At 59.7% G+C, this 16,084-nt stretch carries 24 protein-coding genes and 1 tRNA gene; 21 read left to right on the top strand and 4 right to left on the bottom strand.

The window, feature by feature from the left end:
- Positions 1–61 precede the first annotated feature (61 nt).
- From ACUCV0_RS05140 to ACUCV0_RS05125, 4 genes are all read left to right on the top strand, one after another.
- Positions 62–1,129, top strand: a complete 1,068-nt coding sequence (locus tag ACUCV0_RS05140) for a hypothetical protein (protein WP_482212190.1) — start codon at positions 62–64, stop codon at positions 1,127–1,129.
- Positions 1,130–1,526: 397 nt separating this feature from the next.
- Positions 1,527–2,159: a hypothetical protein gene (locus ACUCV0_RS05135; RefSeq protein ID WP_482212189.1), complete on the top strand. Its 633-nt coding sequence runs from the start codon at positions 1,527–1,529 to the stop codon at positions 2,157–2,159.
- Positions 2,160–2,986: 827 nt separating this feature from the next.
- Positions 2,987–3,208 carry a hypothetical protein gene (locus ACUCV0_RS05130; RefSeq protein WP_482212188.1) on the top strand — a complete coding sequence of 74 codons (222 nt, stop codon included), beginning with the start codon at positions 2,987–2,989 and terminating at the stop codon, positions 3,206–3,208.
- 171 nt (positions 3,209–3,379) lie between these two features.
- Entirely contained in the window at positions 3,380–3,601 is a 222-nt protein-coding gene (locus ACUCV0_RS05125; protein WP_482212187.1) for a hypothetical protein, read from the top strand.
- Positions 3,602–3,663: 62 nt separating this feature from the next.
- Here the strand turns inward: ACUCV0_RS05125 and ACUCV0_RS05120 are convergent, their stop codons facing one another.
- The gene (locus ACUCV0_RS05120) at positions 3,664–3,987 is read right to left on the bottom strand and encodes a DUF1654 domain-containing protein (RefSeq protein WP_482212186.1); all 324 of its coding nucleotides are present in this window, start codon (positions 3,985–3,987) and stop codon (positions 3,664–3,666) included.
- A 402-nt stretch (positions 3,988–4,389) separates the two neighbouring features.
- Between ACUCV0_RS05120 and ACUCV0_RS05115 the strand changes: the two genes are divergently transcribed.
- The 8 genes from ACUCV0_RS05115 (at position 4,390) to ACUCV0_RS05080 (ending at position 7,890) form a co-directional block, all read left to right on the top strand.
- Positions 4,390–4,614 carry a LexA family protein gene (locus ACUCV0_RS05115; protein ID WP_482212185.1) on the top strand — a complete coding sequence of 75 codons (225 nt, stop codon included), beginning with the start codon at positions 4,390–4,392 and terminating at the stop codon, positions 4,612–4,614.
- Entirely contained in the window at positions 4,611–4,832 is a 222-nt protein-coding gene (locus ACUCV0_RS05110; RefSeq protein WP_482212184.1) for a hypothetical protein, read from the top strand. The genes ACUCV0_RS05115 and ACUCV0_RS05110 overlap by 4 nt, the downstream gene beginning before the upstream one ends.
- A 47-nt stretch (positions 4,833–4,879) precedes the next feature.
- On the top strand, positions 4,880–5,218 hold the full coding sequence (locus ACUCV0_RS05105) for a response regulator transcription factor (RefSeq protein ID WP_482212183.1): 339 nt from the start codon (positions 4,880–4,882) through the stop codon (positions 5,216–5,218).
- Between the two features lie 80 nt (positions 5,219–5,298).
- Positions 5,299–5,742 (top strand): TerB family tellurite resistance protein, encoded by a 444-nt coding sequence (locus ACUCV0_RS05100; RefSeq protein WP_133861879.1) that lies wholly within the window; start codon positions 5,299–5,301, stop codon positions 5,740–5,742.
- A 4-nt stretch (positions 5,743–5,746) separates the two neighbouring features.
- Positions 5,747–5,926 carry a DUF3927 family protein gene (locus ACUCV0_RS05095; protein ID WP_482212182.1) on the top strand — a complete coding sequence of 60 codons (180 nt, stop codon included), beginning with the start codon at positions 5,747–5,749 and terminating at the stop codon, positions 5,924–5,926.
- Positions 5,927–6,497: 571 nt separating this feature from the next.
- Positions 6,498–6,701 (top strand): hypothetical protein, encoded by a 204-nt coding sequence (locus ACUCV0_RS05090; protein WP_482212181.1) that lies wholly within the window; start codon positions 6,498–6,500, stop codon positions 6,699–6,701.
- A complete protein-coding gene (locus ACUCV0_RS05085) occupies positions 6,698–7,342 on the top strand; it encodes a hypothetical protein (RefSeq protein ID WP_482212180.1) in 645 nt (214 codons plus the stop codon). The genes ACUCV0_RS05090 and ACUCV0_RS05085 overlap by 4 nt, the downstream gene beginning before the upstream one ends.
- Complete coding sequence (locus ACUCV0_RS05080) at positions 7,339–7,890, top strand: 3'-5' exonuclease (protein ID WP_482212179.1); 552 nt, start codon at positions 7,339–7,341, stop codon at positions 7,888–7,890. Before ACUCV0_RS05085 ends, ACUCV0_RS05080 begins: the two co-directional genes overlap by 4 nt.
- A 273-nt stretch (positions 7,891–8,163) precedes the next feature.
- On the opposite strand, the gene ACUCV0_RS05075 is transcribed toward ACUCV0_RS05080, so the two are convergent.
- Positions 8,164–8,385, bottom strand: a complete 222-nt coding sequence (locus tag ACUCV0_RS05075; RefSeq protein WP_482212178.1) for a hypothetical protein — start codon at positions 8,383–8,385, stop codon at positions 8,164–8,166.
- An 85-nt stretch (positions 8,386–8,470) separates the two neighbouring features.
- Between ACUCV0_RS05075 and ACUCV0_RS05070 the strand changes: the two genes are divergently transcribed.
- Positions 8,471–10,546 carry a DNA cytosine methyltransferase gene (locus ACUCV0_RS05070; protein WP_482212177.1) on the top strand — a complete coding sequence of 692 codons (2,076 nt, stop codon included), beginning with the start codon at positions 8,471–8,473 and terminating at the stop codon, positions 10,544–10,546.
- A gap of 10 nt (positions 10,547–10,556) precedes the next feature.
- Here the strand turns inward: ACUCV0_RS05070 and ACUCV0_RS05065 are convergent, their stop codons facing one another.
- Complete coding sequence (locus tag ACUCV0_RS05065; RefSeq protein WP_482212176.1) at positions 10,557–11,267, bottom strand: SLATT domain-containing protein; 711 nt, start codon at positions 11,265–11,267, stop codon at positions 10,557–10,559.
- A gap of 106 nt (positions 11,268–11,373) precedes the next feature.
- On the opposite strand from ACUCV0_RS05065, the gene ACUCV0_RS05060 reads away from it, so the two are divergent.
- Both ACUCV0_RS05060 and ACUCV0_RS05055 read left to right on the top strand, forming a co-directional pair.
- On the top strand, positions 11,374–11,610 hold the full coding sequence (locus ACUCV0_RS05060; RefSeq protein ID WP_482212175.1) for a DUF4224 domain-containing protein: 237 nt from the start codon (positions 11,374–11,376) through the stop codon (positions 11,608–11,610).
- A 1-nt stretch (position 11,611) separates the two neighbouring features.
- Entirely contained in the window at positions 11,612–12,679 is a 1,068-nt protein-coding gene (locus ACUCV0_RS05055) for a tyrosine-type recombinase/integrase (RefSeq protein WP_482212174.1), read from the top strand.
- 121 nt (positions 12,680–12,800) lie between these two features.
- On the opposite strand, the gene ACUCV0_RS05050 is transcribed toward ACUCV0_RS05055, so the two are convergent.
- Positions 12,801–12,888, bottom strand: a tRNA-Ser gene (locus ACUCV0_RS05050).
- Positions 12,889–13,015: 127 nt separating this feature from the next.
- Here ACUCV0_RS05050 and ACUCV0_RS05045 point away from each other — a divergent pair.
- Genes ACUCV0_RS05045 through ACUCV0_RS05020 form a run of 6 tightly spaced genes read left to right on the top strand, consistent with a single transcriptional unit; the run spans position 13,016 to position 16,079 of the window.
- On the top strand, positions 13,016–13,684 hold the full coding sequence (locus ACUCV0_RS05045) for a Bax inhibitor-1/YccA family protein (protein WP_271654694.1): 669 nt from the start codon (positions 13,016–13,018) through the stop codon (positions 13,682–13,684).
- Positions 13,685–13,733: 49 nt separating this feature from the next.
- On the top strand, positions 13,734–14,129 hold the full coding sequence (gene tusD / locus ACUCV0_RS05040) for a sulfurtransferase complex subunit TusD (protein ID WP_482212173.1): 396 nt from the start codon (positions 13,734–13,736) through the stop codon (positions 14,127–14,129).
- A 1-nt stretch (position 14,130) separates the two neighbouring features.
- Positions 14,131–14,487, top strand: a complete 357-nt coding sequence (tusC, locus tag ACUCV0_RS05035; protein ID WP_482212172.1) for a sulfurtransferase complex subunit TusC — start codon at positions 14,131–14,133, stop codon at positions 14,485–14,487.
- Positions 14,484–14,783, top strand: coding sequence for a sulfurtransferase complex subunit TusB (gene tusB, locus ACUCV0_RS05030; RefSeq protein ID WP_482212171.1), 300 nt, complete (start codon positions 14,484–14,486; stop codon positions 14,781–14,783). Before tusC ends, tusB begins: the two co-directional genes overlap by 4 nt.
- A gap of 1 nt (position 14,784) precedes the next feature.
- On the top strand, positions 14,785–15,099 hold the full coding sequence (locus ACUCV0_RS05025; RefSeq protein WP_271654691.1) for a TusE/DsrC/DsvC family sulfur relay protein: 315 nt from the start codon (positions 14,785–14,787) through the stop codon (positions 15,097–15,099).
- Positions 15,096–16,079 (top strand): glycosyl transferase family protein, encoded by a 984-nt coding sequence (locus tag ACUCV0_RS05020; protein WP_482212170.1) that lies wholly within the window; start codon positions 15,096–15,098, stop codon positions 16,077–16,079. Before ACUCV0_RS05025 ends, ACUCV0_RS05020 begins: the two co-directional genes overlap by 4 nt.
- Positions 16,080–16,084 lie beyond the last annotated feature (5 nt).

Raw genomic sequence — 16,084 nt, 5'->3', positions numbered from 1 at the left:
GACTAAATTTCATTTTTAAAGCATGGCCGGTGGCCCTCGACTATTCAGGAAGGAAAAGCTTTTGAACAGCAAAACTCTGGCAAGATCGCTAAAACTTAGAACTAATATTTACCACACTCGAAATATAGTCTCGAAATACGTTAAAAAGCCACCAAGGGACTGGGACGGCCTTGAAATAACAATCGAAAATGAGTGCAGAACCAACACTGACCTTCTAAATGATCTAAAAGAATACCTTATTGAGGAGATTGAAAATAACGACAAGGTGGTTTCACTTTTTAGGCCAGAGCCTGATCAAGCAGAAATATTTAAATCACTTATTTTAACACTTGAGAAAGAAAAATCCTACACCTATCCAGATGTGCTAACTGGCAGTCAGCTATCCAGCCTCTCGAATACGCACGTCATTGCTTTTGTAGGCTTGACCGGAACGAAGCACAAAGTTGTGCTTACGAGAAAGAGAACCTTCACACTAAGGAAAGTGCTAGACAAAAATTCGATGAGCTCTGACGTACAGAAAGAGCTTATTGGATACGATGAAGTGTTTGGCGTTGCCGACTACAATTGGCAGACGTTTGACGTCATCATTTATGATCAAAAGACCGGCATACTTGAAGTACGTGCTGACTGTACGCGCTCCGAAACAAGCCAGCAGAATAGCAAACAAATCGATCGATCGCTTGGCGAGGCGTCTGGCTGGGCAGGGTTTGCTTCCGCAACTTATTTCAAAAAGACATTCATCCATGGCGGACCTCTAAATCTGTTTGGCGCCATAGCACATTTTACGTTTGAGAAAGACGGCCTTATAAGCAAGCTGCATTTCATGACCCCTCAAGGATCTGTGAAGCAAGACACAATGAAGAAGGGGGAGGATTTACGATCTGAAGTCTTCCACGCAAAAGGGATGGAGGCAGTTGGCGACAACATCGTACCCTACGACATTTCTGTCATTTGGCATCATACCAATCGATTTGGAGCTGGCCAGCAGGTTGAACTTACGATCCCCAGCACACTTGCGGTAGCTCTTCTACAGTCAACCGCAACTCAAACCTATGCTATCATCAGATATTGCAGCACCACGGAAGACGCAGATCTGTTGATAGATAAACTACTGGGTGCATTAAAATGAACCTAAAGCCTGAAATTATAAGTTTGATTGAAAAAGAACTTGGAATATTCGGGCTCTTCGAATGTGCTGTTTCCGTATTAGCATTCATAGCGAAACAGCCCTATACAGACGAATTTTACATATCTACAACTGAGCTATTGAGTCGGGACATTTCCTGCAATCAAGAGCAGCTCAAACTTGTAATAAACTATTTGTCAACATCCAAAAACCCAATCATGAAGCAATCCTATTGCTTTATAGACGGTGACCGCGGATTTTGTGAACTTGACGACGAAAGCCTTATTACACTGCAAGAGACAAAAAAGCTTTACCATCCCCACTCAGGGAAAATAGTCGAAGGGCAGGACTCAAGGGTATTTCTTTTATATAAGACAAGCGTGGGAAAGGTGGCAGCACTATGACACCTGTATCTGCAATTGACGATATTACAGACACACTTCTCGCCGAGAATTACATAAACGACAATGCAGCGTCGTTCTATGTGCTGAACAGCTACGATTCTTTTATATCTATTATAGAAGCCTCAATTAATAAGGCCATCGGCCTAATGGAGGCTAATCCAAAATTCTTGCAGAAACTCAGTGAAGATGAGATAACTAATTTTTTAAGCACTAACTTAAGAATGGCGGGTATACCTGCGGACCACGACTCCATGGAAGGTGGGCATTCCGATATCGTAATAAAGAACCTTCGATATAAATGGCTGGCGGAAGCCAAGATAAAAGACACCGCCAGTTATGACTACGCATGGCTATGGAGCGGCTTCATGCAACTCACAGAACGATATGCCACCAATACAGCAAACTGCAATAGAGCAGGCTTCATCGTATATATAAAGCAAGAAAATTCGCGCCGTGTCATGGACAGATGGAAGGCGCACATGGTAAACAATAGTAGCGGATACAAGTTCGACTTTGAAAACAGCCAGTATCCTCATTCCTTTTTAAGTTCACACGAACACACCAGATTTGGCGACGCCTGTAAAGTGACGCATTTTTCGATGAGCGCGCATTTTGCACCGGTAGTTTAAGTTTCTGGGCGGTACAAAACTGCATCTCGGCCAAGGTGCGAGAAGCAATTTCGGCTAATGGCCGGTACTTAACGCATACTTTACATATCGCCCGGCTTTTGCGGGGATTTCCCTGAATGTCTAGTGGTGCCCTTCTCGCTTCGAGTCACACACCATGCAGATACTGTATGGCCCGTGCCGGCCATCCTTGTGAAGCATAGGACCTGCGCAGTTGTAGCAGCCGCCATTGAGGTCGCCGCTCTCCCATTTCCACAGCAGCCAGAATCGCCGAGCTACCCAAGCAGCGCCAGGTAAGCTTGCCAGTAGCAAGACGTTGCCGACAGCGTGGAAGACCTGAGTCATGCCCGCCAGTAACGGAGACGAGTTTCCGGGGGAAGGCAGGATCGCGTAGCCAATGAGGGGGAATATGGTCCAGGCTACAGGTACAGCGAAGAGCCGTGCCAGTCGTTCGATCGCGGTGATGTTGATGCCCATATCAGCTCCTACTACTTGATGGAAATCTGATCTTACTCTCGCCGCTGTCCACCCATCTCGCCATTCAGCGCAGTTACTTCAGCAGACGTCTGATCAGCCGATAACCGCCATGACCATTGTGGTCATTACGGAGGGTTACCATGAAGAAAGTCGTTCTGCTCGGCCTACTGCTCGCTCTGTCTGGCCCGATGTTGGCCCAAGCCTGCCCTAAAGGCACCCATCCAGTTGGCGGCACGGGCTCTCACCACAAAGGCGGTAGCTGCGTTTGAAGCCTAGCCCGGCCCAGCGCCGGGCTTTCTGTTTCTACCTGCCACGATCCTGGTCTAAGCTGAGCCTTTGCCGCGGAGGTCGCTATGGAAGATCCCCTGCTCGCCCTTCTATTTCGTCTCAACGAAAACCAAATCGCTCTCAGCTTGGCTATCGAGGAGCTGACAACCTGGGTGACAGACCGCGGCTCAGTACAGGTCGGTGACGCCGTCGAGCGGCACCTGCAGATGCTTGAGCTCAATGCCGACGCAATCGAAGATGCTCTGGCTCAGCTCATTGCAGAGCGAGCGCTGCGACCCCGCTCCTGATACCTATCTAAGCATTGCGACCCCACGGGCCTTTTTACGCCGATGCACTATGCTTACCGCTTCGGTTCGAGTGCCTTTGGGGTGATGAGCCAAGGCTCGCACAGGAGTGCGGGCCTTCTCTTTTTGTGGAGACGGCTTCGGCTATCCTCAGGCTTTGCCTAGGAGGCCGCTATGGAAGATCCACTGCTCACCCTACTCTACCGTCTTCACGAGAACCAAAATTCCCTGGCCAGCGCCGTTGAAGAGCTCGCCGGATGGGTAGTGGACCGCGGCTCCATGAACGTTGGAGATGCTGTCGAACAGCACATGCTGACTATTGAAGCGAACGCCGAGGAGATCTCCGACGCTCTTGCGCGCCTCATAGCTGAGCGGGCAGGCCGACCAAAGACCTGACTTGGAAGGCTAGACAGCAGCCCGCTACCCCGCGGGCTTTTTTGTGCCTAGTCCTTATTGTGCTACTCGCGTCGCCCACTTGCCGCGACATCCTTCTCCCAGTCGAAGGCCTCGATAGTGATGAAGTCATCGCCCTCCTCCTTCGCCGCCTCCTTGTCCTCCTCCCAACGGATGGTCACGTCCCCGTCGTCCTCAAAGGTCACCTCCAACTCTGTCGATTCCGCCAGCGCCCCGATCAGCAGATCCCACACCTCCTCAGGATCGCTATCTAGCTTGTGGATCCTGGCCTGCCGGTGCAGCTGCGCCTTGGGCGAACCGATCATGTTCGAGATACGGATCGCCAGGCGCTCTTGGGCGGACATCGTCTGGTTAACGGACTTCGACATCGTGTGACCTCCTTCACATAGATACTGTATGGATAAACAGTAGACGATGAAAAAGGGGGATTCAATGGGTCGGCCCATAAAAAAATATGGGAATACCCATTGACTCGGATTACGGGCATTCCTATATTTAGCCCATCGGCAGCGCAAGCCGCCCCGGGTAGCGATCAGGAGACCCAGGGTTTAAAGCCAACCTCTTGAGATGGGACGCCTCCCCCAAGGTGTGCAGCGTAAAGCACCGAAATGGAGAGCCACCGGCATACCAGCGTGGGTGGCTGTTGGGATCCCAGATCCCCCGAACAAGTAGTCGCCCAGCCGGCGGTGGCGCGTAACACCGGCATAGCAGTTTTCCTCGATGCGCTTCGATGAGGCGCATCCGGGAAGACAACCGAACAGGAGGCCGACATGGCCAACGATCTGACCCCGCGCCAGCTGCAGACCCTGCAGGAAGTGGAAGCCTTCCTGTCGGCCTACAACTATCCGCCAACCCGTTCAGAGCTGGCCGAGCTGATGGGCATGGCTTCGCCGAACGGCGCCCAGGGGCACCTGGAAGCGCTCCATCAGAAGGGCTACATCACGCTCACGGCAAACACGGCCCGCGGTATCCAGCTACTGAGGTGCTCGTCATGAACCAGCACTACGCCGCCTGGCTTCGCGGCCAGATTGAAGCCGCCACGCCAGCCACTCTGCACATGAACATCCTGCCGCACGTTGAAGACCTCGTGGCCATCTACCGGCGCGAGTTGCGACAAGCATCCACACCAGGCCTGAAGCTCTACTTCCAGCGCACGCTGGCCAGCTTTGAAGACCTCCTCAACCAGTACCAGTACCACGCCGTAGCGGCGTAAGGATCTACACCGTGATCGAATTCGGGCAATGGCAAGGACGCCTAGGCATGGGCCTGGCTCGCCGAGAACTGGAATGCGTGATGGGCCTAGCCAGCGGCCTGACCCACAAGCAGATCGCCCGTGACATGGCGATCGCGCCCATGACCGTCACCAAGCGGGTCAGCAGCGCAATGTTCAAGCTAGGCGTGCAACGCGCCCCGCAGCTGGTGGCCGAGGCCATGAAGCGCCAGATCATTAGCCCTCTATGCCTGGCCCTGGCCGCCCTGGTGGTTGCCCATGCCGCCCTCGACGAAGACCCGATGCGCCGCGACCGCCGCGCGCCGGAGCGCCGCACCGCCCAGGTGCGAATGATGCGTCGGGCTGAAGCCCTCGAAATCTATGCATGACCCTGGCCGGTTCGCCGGCCCTCACCGGATCGCCTTCAAGGAGGGCGATGCGTTGAGCCCTCACACACTGGAGATACCCCATGTTCGGAAAATTGTTCGGTAAGAAGGTCGGCGCCGCCAAGGTCGAGCTGAAGCGCGTCGAGAACCGGGACCTGATGCAGGCGGTGGTGGGCGGTTGCCTGCTGGTGGCCGCCGCTGACGGCGAGATTGAGAAGTCCGAAAGCGACAAGATCGAGCAGCTGCTGCGCTCGAACAAGAACCTGGAACACTTCGGCGGCGAGATCACCACCACGGTCTCCCGGTTCACCGAGCAGCTGCAGGCCGGCTTCCGCGTGGGCCGCATGAACATTATGCGCGAGATCCGCGACATCAAGAACAACGCCAGCGATGCCGAGGAGGTGTTTGTCAACATGATCACCGTCGCCGAGGCTGATGGCGAAATCGAGCCGGAAGAGCTGAAAGTGCTTGCCGAGGTGGGCCGCGAGCTGGGCCTGCGCGTTCAAGACTTCGGCATCGAGGCCTGACGCCATGCGCGGTTGGCTCAAGCACATGACCAACCGCGCTCGCCGGATTGTCGCCTTCGGGCTGGCCGGCGGCGTGGTGCTGGTCGATTCCGCAAGCCGGGTCATGTCGATGGTTGGCGACCTGGTGATCGTCGCCCTGCTGCTGGCGGTCCTGCTGGTCGGTACCGACAAGAAAGAAGAGTAAAGAACGGCAGCCGGCGGAGCGCATCACCAGCAGCCTGGTATCGGTTCTCTAGTGCATCTCGCCGAGGGCCAGGCCGTATTCCCCACGTTACGGGGACTTCATCGGAGAGGGGTTGGGGCGCGCCCGAGTGGGCTGCAGCGCTTGGAAGAGCAAAGGCCACCAATCACCTGAGCCGTCCTGTACGGCCAATACCAGAATCGAGCGGGTGGACGTAAGTAGGGGTAACGCCCTGATGTCCCGACCCCTCTCCGATGTAGGAAGACGGCGTCGCGCCAGTTAGCTCCAACAGGCACTGGCACTGCATCAATCCATTCCGCTTCGCTTGCACATCTCGCGAGGCGGTCCATTCTCAGAAGCGTAGAGGTAAGCCGGGGCGCCTACTCCCTAGCGAACCGCTGCAGCCGGCCGAGCGGTGCTTCCCAAGGCGACTCGGACCCCAGCCGGCGGAGGGCATCACCGGCAGTTCGGTATCGGACTCACCCCGAGGATCGGATCGGTCGCCCCACGTCACGGGGTATTCCCCCTCCCGCTTCACCCCCGCGCCGCTCGGCGCCATCCCGAGACCATCATAATGATCACCCTACCTATCATCGGGCGTAGCCCGGCGGCAGCGATTTCGCGTGCCCGCATGCTGGGCTTCGAGTGCTGGCCCTATCGCGCCGAGCGCCGCGCCAATGGCGCCTGGGTCCACTACTATCGCAAGGCCGACCAGAAGGTGCCAGCGCGCCGCACCGCTGAAAACCTGCTGCGCACCGAAGGGGAGCTGTCCGCATGAAAGAGCGTCCGATTCTCTTCAGCGGCGCCATGGTGCGCGACATCCTCGAAGGCCGTAAGACGGTCACGCGTCGAATAATCAAGCCCAGCATGCGAAGTGCTGACACCCAATTCGAGCTGCACCAGCAGCAGGATGGATCCTGGCGTCCCATGCACACTTTCGATGAGAGCAGCATGGATCACTTGGGCACCGAGCACCCGATTGCTTGCCCTTACGGGCAGATTGGCGACCGCCTATGGGTGCGCGAGTCATTTGCCGATCTGCAAGGCACAGGAATTGAGCACCGACCAGACCCCGCAGGACCGTTGCAGCGATATGCCTTTGCCGCTGACTCACCACCTGGGTCGGCTAGTGACGAAGCTCGGAAAGACTTCGGGATCAAATGGAAACCGAGCATTCACATGCCCCGCGCCGTCTGCCGAATCTTGCTGGAGATTACTGGATTGCGCGTCGAGCGCCTGCAGGTCATCACAACCGAGCAGCTGATAGCTGAAGGCCTCCAGACCCGTCTGCGTGAGCACGACGCGGAATGCGACCTACTGCACCAGTGGAAAGAGCTGTGGGCTTCGCTGAACGGCGAGGAGTCCTGGGATGCCAATCCCTGGGTATGGGTCGTCGAGTTCAAGAGGATTGAGGCATGAGCCGGCTAGACGTTGTGATCGACCTTGAGACCATGAGCACCCTGCCCAATGCCGCCATCGTGAGCATTGGCGCCGTGGCGGTACGGGATCGGGTGCCGGTGGGTGAGCTGTACCTTCGCGTGCAGCTCGACACTACGCTGGACGTTGGCTGCGTCATCGACGGCGACACCGTCGAGTGGTGGATGCGCCAAGACGTAGAGGCCCGCCAGGAGATCGACGGGTCCCAATCGGCCGGCAGCCTGTACCAAGCGCTAGCGGATCTTGAGCATTGGGTCACTGCGAAGGCAGCAGACGACGGCGTTGTGGTCTGGGGGAAGGGCCCGAGCTTCGAATGCACCATCCTGACGAGCGCCTATCGTGCCTTCAGGCGGGACGCGCCCTGGTACTTCCGCAACGAGCGCTGCATGCGCACGCTGCTGGACCTCTACCCGGAAGCAGCTGACCTGCCCTTCGAAGGGATCCAGCACCACGCGCTACACGATGCCAGGCATGAAGCGGCTCAGCTGATCATGGCGCTGACCCTGCACGAGTCGAGGCCAGCAGCATGATCCCTCTCTTTGCTCACGACATCGCCGAGCGCAACAGGGAGCGCGACTGGCTGAAAGGTAGAATGGACGCATACCAGGCCGCCGGCGGCAGCATCGCCACCCTGCCCTACCTGGCACCGCGGGAGCTGACCCGGGCGGCCGAATTCAACAGCAGCGCGCCCCGGGTTCGCGGTATCGCTGCTGAGTCCCAAGCAAAGAAACGCGCTCAGGCCGGACTACTACCTCACGGGGAAGAGCAATGCGCGGCAGCTCAAACGGAACTGATCCAAGACGCTACGCGTGCATAGCAACTGCCGAATCACGCGCCTCTTCTAGCTCAGTTATCGCGTTCGTTACATGCGGGTGCTCCACTATCCGGAGCATTTCATTGCCGAGCAGGCGCGTTCTGATTTCCTCCACTAGGTCGTCAATGTCGACGCCCTGCTCCTTCGCAACATAAAGCACCCCGACGAGAGCCTGATGAAGGGCTATCTCACGATCTGGTAGCTGGGCCATAGCTGATCTCCGACTAGATGGATTGATCAGCATAGCCCAGCCGAAGCGGTGCGCTGACCGATTCCACCTCACAAGGAAACCGAACATGACCGCATTCCAGCGGCGGGCCTCGCTCGACTTCAAAACACAGTATGGCCTGGGCTTCAGCAGCCAGGACGACGAGATCATCGTGGACTTCTTCTGTGGTGGCGGTGGCGCTGGCACCGGTCTGGAGATGGGTCTGGGCAGGCCGGTGGCCGTGGCCAAGAACCACAGCGCTGCGGCGATCAGCATGCACACCGCCAACCACCCCACCGCCCGGCATTTCACCACCGACGTGTTCGATGGCGACTCCGATACCGAGTGCGCGGGCCGGCCGGTCGGCTGGTTCCACATGAGCCCCGACTGCACCCACCACAGCCAGGCCGCCGGCGGCCAGCCGCGGAAGCGCGAGATCCGCAACCTCAGCTGGATCGGGCTGAAGTGGGCCGGCAAGAAACGCCCCCGGGTTATCAGCCTGGAGAACGTGAAGCAGATCCTGCAGTGGGGCCCGCTGATCGCCAAGCGCTGCAAGGCGACCGGCCGGGTGATGAAGGTCGACGGCACGGTGGCCGCCCAGGGCGAGCGCGTGCCGGTGCACCAGCAGTTCCTGGTGCCGGACCCGAAGCGCAAGGGCCAGACTTGGCGCCGTTTCGTCCAGCTGCTGCAGGGCATGGGCTACCAGGTGGAGTGGCAAGTCGGCCGGGCCTGCGACTACGGCGCGCCCACCAGTCGCGAGCGTCTCTTTATGATCGCCCGCTGCGATGGCCAGCCCATCGTCTGGCCAGCGCCGACGCACGCCAAGGCCCCGGCCAAGGGGCAAAAGAAGTGGCGCAGCGCCGCCGAGTGCATCGACTGGTCGATCCCCTGCCCCTCGATCTTCGAGCGGAAGAAGCCGCTGGCTGCCGCCACGCTGCGCCGAGTGGCCAAGGGCATGCGCAAGTTCGTGCTCGACGCTGCTGACCCCTTCATCGTGCCGATCGCCAACTGGTCGCAGGAGGTCGCGCTCTCGACGGCCAACCCGCTGCACACCATCACCGCCTGGCCTCGGGGTGGATCGTTCGCAGTGGCCAGCCCGGTCTTCGCGCCAGCCACCCACCAGGGCGGCGACCGGGTGAACGACCCGCGGCAGCCCCTGCCCACTGTCACCTGCGCAAACCGCGGCGAGCAGATGGTGGCCGCCCCCGTGTTGGTGCAGGCTGCCCATGGTGAAGGAAAGCCTGGCGGGGTGCAGCGCTGGGGCTCTGGCAGCCGGGACATCGCTCAGCCGGTGGGCGCAGTCACCGCCAGTGGCAGCGGAGGCCACTCGGTGGCCATGGCCCACTTGCTGAAATTCCGCTTCGACTCAGCAGGTGCTGCAGCCGATGAGCCGATGCCGACCATCACCAGCGGCGGCAACTGCCAGCGGCCGGCCGGCGCGGCCCATGCCATGGGCGTCTGCACTGCCTTCCTGGAGCAGGCGAACGGCGGCTTCAATACCACGCCAGCGCACAGCGTAGAGCGGCCGATGACCACCGTGACCAACTCGGGCAGCCAGCAGCGCCTGGCGGTGGCCACCCTCGCCCACCTGCGCGGTAACTGCGATGCCCGGGCGCCGCAGGATCCGCTGCACACTATCAGCGCTGCGGGCCAGCACCATGGTGCGGTCACCGCGTTCCTGTCCCGTCAGTTCGGCGCCTCCATTGGCCAGGGCGTGGACGAGCCGGCGCCGACCGTCACCGCCGGCGGCGGCGGCAAGACCTCGGTGGTCGAGCTGCAGCTGGCGCCCGAGGTCGAAGCCGGCGCCCTGCGCGTGGCGGCCTTCCTGATGAGCTACTACGGCACCGACAACACCAGCCGGCCGGACGAGCCGTCGCCCACGGTCACCACCAAGGACCGCCTGGCCCTAGTCACCGTCACCATCCAGGGCACGCCCTATGTGGTGGTGGACATCGGCCTGCGCATGCTGCAGCCGCGCGAGCTGTACCGCGCCCAAGGCTTTCCGGACAACTACCAGATCGACCGCGGCGCCGATGGCAAGGCCTTCACAAAGAGCCAGCAGGTACATATGTGCGGGAACAGCGTCAGCCCTCCTCACATGGCAGCGATCGCCAAAGCAAACGACCCTTGGTCGAACTCGAAGGTCCGGGCTTCGGCCGCCTAAAAGGCCTAAACTAGCGCCGATCTGAAACCACATAAAAAATACTGGGCATAAGTTTGGTCACGCCCAGCATGTCCAAAATAAAAACCGTCTCGAAAGCAAACAGAAACAATGGAATACCATATGGAAAGAGAGATACCCCTATCGTAACCGCGCGGTACCAAATACGAGGTATTCCGTATATAAAATAATCCCGAGGCATATCAAGCTTAGCCCAGCGATAGTCTACTCGGGAGTGGTTCTCAACGTCGGTCACGATTCTTGAGTATCGGAGCTCAATGTCGCCCAACTTGGATATCTCTATGTTTTTGTCAGCATCCATCAGGCGATTCATTTCCCTGACAAGCTCCTTCAGCCGGCTCCCGCATTCCGTTAGCAGCTCCGCCCTCATATCGTACTTAGCCGTACCTATGACGACCGAGAAGACCAGAACAGCAACAGCGAGGAATATCTGCATTGCATTCAATACAGGCCCACTAAAAGCCAACTCTATATTGGAGCTTTGAACGAGGGGGATCAATATCAGACCAAGCGACAGATAAGTCGTGGTAAAAAACGAGAACTTTGAATAATTTCTTAACCTATCAGCCGCTTCGAATCGACACTTTACTGTCGTCCTCATACTTGTGAGTAGCTTATCAGCTGGAGTCGTAACTATTTTCTCATGCGCATACAAAGAGAAAATATCTCGACTGATTTTCGAAACTGCTTCTTTCAAGTCCAATGCCGTATCCCTGGTTAAGTGACAGCTATTGACGCTTGTATCGGCAGTCACCCTCCTCCCTTTAGCAGAAGCTTATCGCTGGCGTCAGGCCAGCGAAGGACTCCCCATGCCAGAAGTATCCGAGTTCCTCGACGGCCAGGAGCTGGCCACCTTGATCGGCCGCAAGTCGAAAGCTGCCCAATGCGCCTGGCTGGACGCGCACGGGTGGCGCTACGAACGCAACGCCGCCGGCCGCCCAGTTGTAGGGCGCGTCTATGCACGATTGAAGCTGGCCGGTGTGAAACCCAATGCCACCAATGCCGCGTCTGACGCCTGGGCGCTGGACCTATCGAGAGTGAGTTGAGATGCGCCCGAAGGAACCAGGGAATAGGGATTTGCCGCCAAGGATGATCAGGCGGACCAGGAAGCTGAAGTCCGGAAGGGTCTGGGTGGCCTACTACTACAACCAGACCCTGCCGGGAGGGGGACAGAAGGAGATTCCGCTGGGCGGGGACCTCGACGAGGCGAAAGCGGAATGGGCGCGGCTTGAACGGACAACGATGCCGAAGTCCATGAAGCGCCTGGGAGATGTGTTCGATCGGTACGAGCGGGAGATTATCCCGTCGAAGGCAACCCGGACACAGCGGGACAACCTGCTATCGCTGAAGCAGCTCCGAGCAGCGTTCTCCGATGCGCCAGTCGAGGCGGTGACGCCGCAGGTCATTGCCCAGTACCGGGACAAGCGGACAGCGAAGGTTCGGGCGAATCGGGAGATTGCCCTGCTATCCCACGTCTACAACATCGCCAGGGAGTGGGGGATCACCAACATGGAGAACCCGGCCAAGGGCGTGCGGAAGAATAAGGAAACGCCGCGGGACTTCTATGCGCGGGACGAGGTATGGAATGCGGTCTACGCCCACGCCTGCATCGAGCTGCGCGACGCCATGGACCTGGCCTACCTGACGGCGCAGCGGCCCAGCGACGTGCTGGTCGCTCGCGCCGCCGACATCCAGGACGGGTTCCTGCTGGTTGCCCAAGGCAAGACATCCAAGAAGCTGCGGATCAGGCTTCTGGCCGGTGAGGTGCCGACCGCCTTGGGCGTGCTGGTCGAGAAGCTGCTGGAGCAGCGGAAGGAGCGGCGAGTGGTCGGGCCGTACCTGGTCACCACGCCAGACGGTCGCCGACTGACTTCGAGCATGCTCCGGATCCGCTTCGACGAGGCACGGATAGATGCTGCAGCGGCAGCGCTGGAAAGCCTCGATGAGATGTTGGCCGCCGCGATCCGCCAGTTCCAGTTCAGGGACATCCGGCCGAAAGCAGCCTCCGAGATCGAGGACCTGGGGCGCGCCTCGAAGCTCCTCGGCCACACCGACAAGCGCATCACCGAGACCGTCTACCGGCGCGTCGGCGAAGTGGTCGACCCTACCCGCTGATCCGGTAGTTACGGAAACCGGCTTTAAAGTTACGGAAACCGGCCGCATATAAAGGCTAGCTGGACTCGTGCGCCCAGAAACGCGAAAGCCCCGTCATGCGGGGCTTCCAGGGTGCTGCAGGTGGCGGAAGCGCAGAGATTCGAACTCTGGGACCCTTGCGAGTCGGCGGTTTTCAAGACCGCTGCCTTAAACCACTCGGCCACACTTCCGTAAGAGGGGCGCATAGTACCTGATGGCAACACACTGTCAAACACTCGCAAGCGATCCTTAAGCAACATTTGCTATCTTCGGGGTCGTACGGTACATCACACCGTCTATTTAGCTTTGGAGTACACCATGAACGAGCGTCAATACGCCTACAACCCTGCCCTCGCGCAATCTCGGGACGTCAGCCGTGTATTGCGCAACACCTACGCCCTGCTGGCCATGACTCTGGCGTTCAGCGGCCTGGTCGCCTTCGTCTCGCAGCAGATGCGGTTGCCCTACCCCAACATCTTCGTGGTCCTGATCGGCTTCTACGGCCTGTTCTTCCTGACCATGAAGACGCGTGACAGCGGCTGGGGTCTGGTCAGCACCTTCGCCCTGACCGGCTTCATGGGCTACACCCTGGGCCCGATCCTGAACATGTACCTGGGCTTGCCCAACGGTGGCAGCGTGATCGCCTCCGCAGCGGGCATGACCGCCCTGGCCTTCTTTGGGCTGTCGGCCTACGCCCTGATCAGCCGCAAGGACATGAGTTTCCTGAGTGGCTTCCTGATGGCGGGCTTCTGGATCCTGCTGGGCGCCGTGGTGCTGTCCTTCTTCGTCCAGATCAGCGGCCTGCAACTGGCCATCAGCGCGGGCTTCGTGCTGTTCGCCGCCGCGGCCATCCTATTCCAGACCAGTGCCATCGTGCACGGTGGTGAAGACAACTACATCATGGCTACCATCACCCTGTACGTCTCGATCTACAATATGTTCCTCAGCTTGCTGCAGATCTTCGGATTCGCCAGCAACAACGATTGATCATCAGCGGTAGCCCAAGAGGCCCGCTTCGGCGGGCCTTTTTACATCCATGAAATTTGCCATCGTTGTCCTTTCCCCCCCCCAGGCGCCCTCGGCGCGGCGGGCCCTGCGCTTCTGCGAAGCGCTGTTGGGCGGGGGTCACGAACTGTCGCGACTCTTCCTCTACCGCGACGGCGTCCATAACGCCTCACACGCCTCGGTCAGCGGGCAGGACGAGTTGGACCTGCCCGCGCGCTGGCGCGAGTTGATCGAACGTCACCAGATCGACGCCGTGGTCTGCATCGCCGCTGCCCTCAAGCGCGGGCTGCTGGACGAGAACGAAGCGCGGCGCTATGAACGGGGTGGCGCAGTGAACGTGCACGCGCCCTGGCAGTTGTCCGGCTTGGGGCAGTTGCATGAAGCGATACAGGACGCCGATCGCCTGCTCTGCTTTGGAGGCGACTAGCATGGCCAAGAGTACCCTCGTCATCTCTCGTCAGCCGGCGCTGGGCGGTCCGGCTCCTCGCGAGGCACTGGATATCGTGCTGGCAGGTGGCGCCTTCGAGCTGCCCCTGGCGATGCTGTTCGCAGGCCCTGGGGTGACCCAATTGCTGGCAGCCGACAGCACTGCCCTCGAGCAGAAGGATCTGAGCGCCAATCTCTCCGCCCTGTCGCTGTTTGGCGTCGACGCTATCTATGCGGAAGCCTCGGCCCTGCAGCGTCTGGGCATCACGCCCGAGCAGTTGCCCGGCTGGGTGACCCCACTCGAACCCGAGGCGTTGGCCACGTTGATCCACGACCATGACCAGGTGATTTCCATTTGACGACTCTGCACCTGTTTTCCCGCTCGCCGCTGACGGAGTCCGATGCGCTGGACGGCTTGACCTGGGTCCGTGGCGGGGACGCCATCCTGCTCACCGGTGGCGCCGTGGAGGCACTGCGCCCGGGTAGCACCGCCAACCAGGCGTTGGCACGACTGCCTGCGGAAGCAGGCCTCTACGCGCTCGCGGAAGACGTCCAGGCCCGCCGCCTGCATCCGGAGCGTGGCGTGACCCTAATCGATTACCCCACTTTCGTCGACCTGAGCGTGAGCCACGCCAAGGTCATCAGCTGGACCTAGTATGCCCTCTCTCGACCTCGACCCCGAAGGCTATCTGCGCGATCTCTCCCAATGGAGTCCCGAGGTAGCCCGGCAACTCGCACTCAAGGAAGGCATCGAATTGACCGAACGCCATTGGCAGGTGCTGCAGGCGCTCCGTGACTTTTATGCGCAATTCCAGCTATCACCAGCCAATCGGCCGCTGATCAAGTACATCGCCCAGACACTGGGCCCCGAACTGGGTACCAGCCTGCAGCTCAACCTGCTGTTCAAGGGAGCGCCGGCCAAGCTCGGCGCCAAGCTCGCCGGCCTGCCGAAACCGGACAATTGCCTATGACCTTCACCACGCCCGAAGAACATCCCTTCGCCGTCTACGTCCGCGCCCTGGGCAAGGGCAAGCGCGGTGCCCGCAGCCTGACCGAAGTCGAAGCCGAAATGGCCATGGGCCTGATCCTCGACGGCCAGGTGACCGATGCCCAGCTCGGCGCCTTCCTCATGCTGCTGCGCCACAAGGAAGAAAGCCCCGAAGAGCTGGCAGGCTTTACCCGCGCCGTTCGGGCGCGCCTGCAGTCTCCCGGCTTCCCCGTTGACCTCGACTGGCCGTCCTACGCCGGCAAGAAGCGGCACCTGCCCTGGTACCTGCTCGCGGTGAAGTGCCTGGCCGGCAGCGGCGTGCGGATCGTCATGCATGGCGGCGGCACCCACACGGGGGGCCGGCTCTACACCGAGCAATGCCTGGGAGACCTGGGTCTGCAGACGGCCAAGGATTGGCAGGACGTCGGCGCCCTGCTCGACCGCGGCCAGCCCGCCTTCCTGCCGCTGGCGGCCTGGATGCCAGCGCTGCAGCGGATGATCGACCTCAAGGCCGAACTTGGCTTGCGCTCTCCGATCCACTCCCTGGTACGGCTGCTCAATCCCAGTGGCGCGCGCTGCATCCTGCAGAGCATCTTCCATCCGGGGTACCAGGAGGTACATCGCGAGGCCAGTCGCCTGCTGCGTGACGACAGCATCGTCATCAAGGGCGAAGGGGGCGAGGTCGAGCGCAATCCCGATGTCATCGCTCATCTCTATGGCACCCGTGGCGGCGAAGCCTGGGACGAAAGCTGGCCGGCGCTTACCGAGCGCCGCCAGGTCAAACCGGAGCGCCTCGATCCGGCGCTGCTGGCCGCTACCTGGCACGGCGAGGCGGAAGACCCCTATGGCCGTCTGGCAGTCATCGCGACGCTAGCCGTGGCCTTGCGCGCCCTCGGCCAGGATCAGGCGAGTGCCCAGAGCGAAGCCGAACGCCGCTGGGAGGCGCGTGATCGCACGCTCTGACGTCG

It is taken from the genome of Pseudomonas sp. VMV1, assembly GCF_056790235.1.
This window is presented reverse-complemented; position numbering and strand designations above follow the sequence as displayed.

Coding starts and splice junctions, on each gene's coding strand:
- ACUCV0_RS05135 (WP_482212189.1), top strand. CDS start 1,527: ATGACACCTGTATCTGCAATTGACGATATTACAGACACACTTCTCGCC.
- ACUCV0_RS05130 (WP_482212188.1), top strand. CDS start 2,987: ATGGAAGATCCCCTGCTCGCCCTTCTATTTCGTCTCAACGAAAACCAA.
- ACUCV0_RS05125 (WP_482212187.1), top strand. CDS start 3,380: ATGGAAGATCCACTGCTCACCCTACTCTACCGTCTTCACGAGAACCAA.
- ACUCV0_RS05120 (WP_482212186.1), bottom strand. CDS start 3,987: ATGTCGAAGTCCGTTAACCAGACGATGTCCGCCCAAGAGCGCCTGGCG.
- ACUCV0_RS05115 (WP_482212185.1), top strand. CDS start 4,390: ATGGCCAACGATCTGACCCCGCGCCAGCTGCAGACCCTGCAGGAAGTG.
- ACUCV0_RS05110 (WP_482212184.1), top strand. CDS start 4,611: ATGAACCAGCACTACGCCGCCTGGCTTCGCGGCCAGATTGAAGCCGCC.
- ACUCV0_RS05105 (WP_482212183.1), top strand. CDS start 4,880: ATGGGCCTGGCTCGCCGAGAACTGGAATGCGTGATGGGCCTAGCCAGC.
- ACUCV0_RS05100 (WP_133861879.1), top strand. CDS start 5,299: ATGTTCGGAAAATTGTTCGGTAAGAAGGTCGGCGCCGCCAAGGTCGAG.
- ACUCV0_RS05095 (WP_482212182.1), top strand. CDS start 5,747: ATGCGCGGTTGGCTCAAGCACATGACCAACCGCGCTCGCCGGATTGTC.
- ACUCV0_RS05090 (WP_482212181.1), top strand. CDS start 6,498: ATGATCACCCTACCTATCATCGGGCGTAGCCCGGCGGCAGCGATTTCG.
- ACUCV0_RS05085 (WP_482212180.1), top strand. CDS start 6,698: ATGAAAGAGCGTCCGATTCTCTTCAGCGGCGCCATGGTGCGCGACATC.
- ACUCV0_RS05080 (WP_482212179.1), top strand. CDS start 7,339: ATGAGCCGGCTAGACGTTGTGATCGACCTTGAGACCATGAGCACCCTG.
- ACUCV0_RS05075 (WP_482212178.1), bottom strand. CDS start 8,385: ATGGCCCAGCTACCAGATCGTGAGATAGCCCTTCATCAGGCTCTCGTC.
- ACUCV0_RS05070 (WP_482212177.1), top strand. CDS start 8,471: ATGACCGCATTCCAGCGGCGGGCCTCGCTCGACTTCAAAACACAGTAT.
- ACUCV0_RS05060 (WP_482212175.1), top strand. CDS start 11,374: ATGCCAGAAGTATCCGAGTTCCTCGACGGCCAGGAGCTGGCCACCTTG.
- ACUCV0_RS05055 (WP_482212174.1), top strand. CDS start 11,612: ATGCGCCCGAAGGAACCAGGGAATAGGGATTTGCCGCCAAGGATGATC.
- ACUCV0_RS05045 (WP_271654694.1), top strand. CDS start 13,016: ATGAACGAGCGTCAATACGCCTACAACCCTGCCCTCGCGCAATCTCGG.
- tusD (WP_482212173.1), top strand. CDS start 13,734: ATGAAATTTGCCATCGTTGTCCTTTCCCCCCCCCAGGCGCCCTCGGCG.
- tusC (WP_482212172.1), top strand. CDS start 14,131: ATGGCCAAGAGTACCCTCGTCATCTCTCGTCAGCCGGCGCTGGGCGGT.
- ACUCV0_RS05025 (WP_271654691.1), top strand. CDS start 14,785: ATGCCCTCTCTCGACCTCGACCCCGAAGGCTATCTGCGCGATCTCTCC.
- ACUCV0_RS05020 (WP_482212170.1), top strand. CDS start 15,096: ATGACCTTCACCACGCCCGAAGAACATCCCTTCGCCGTCTACGTCCGC.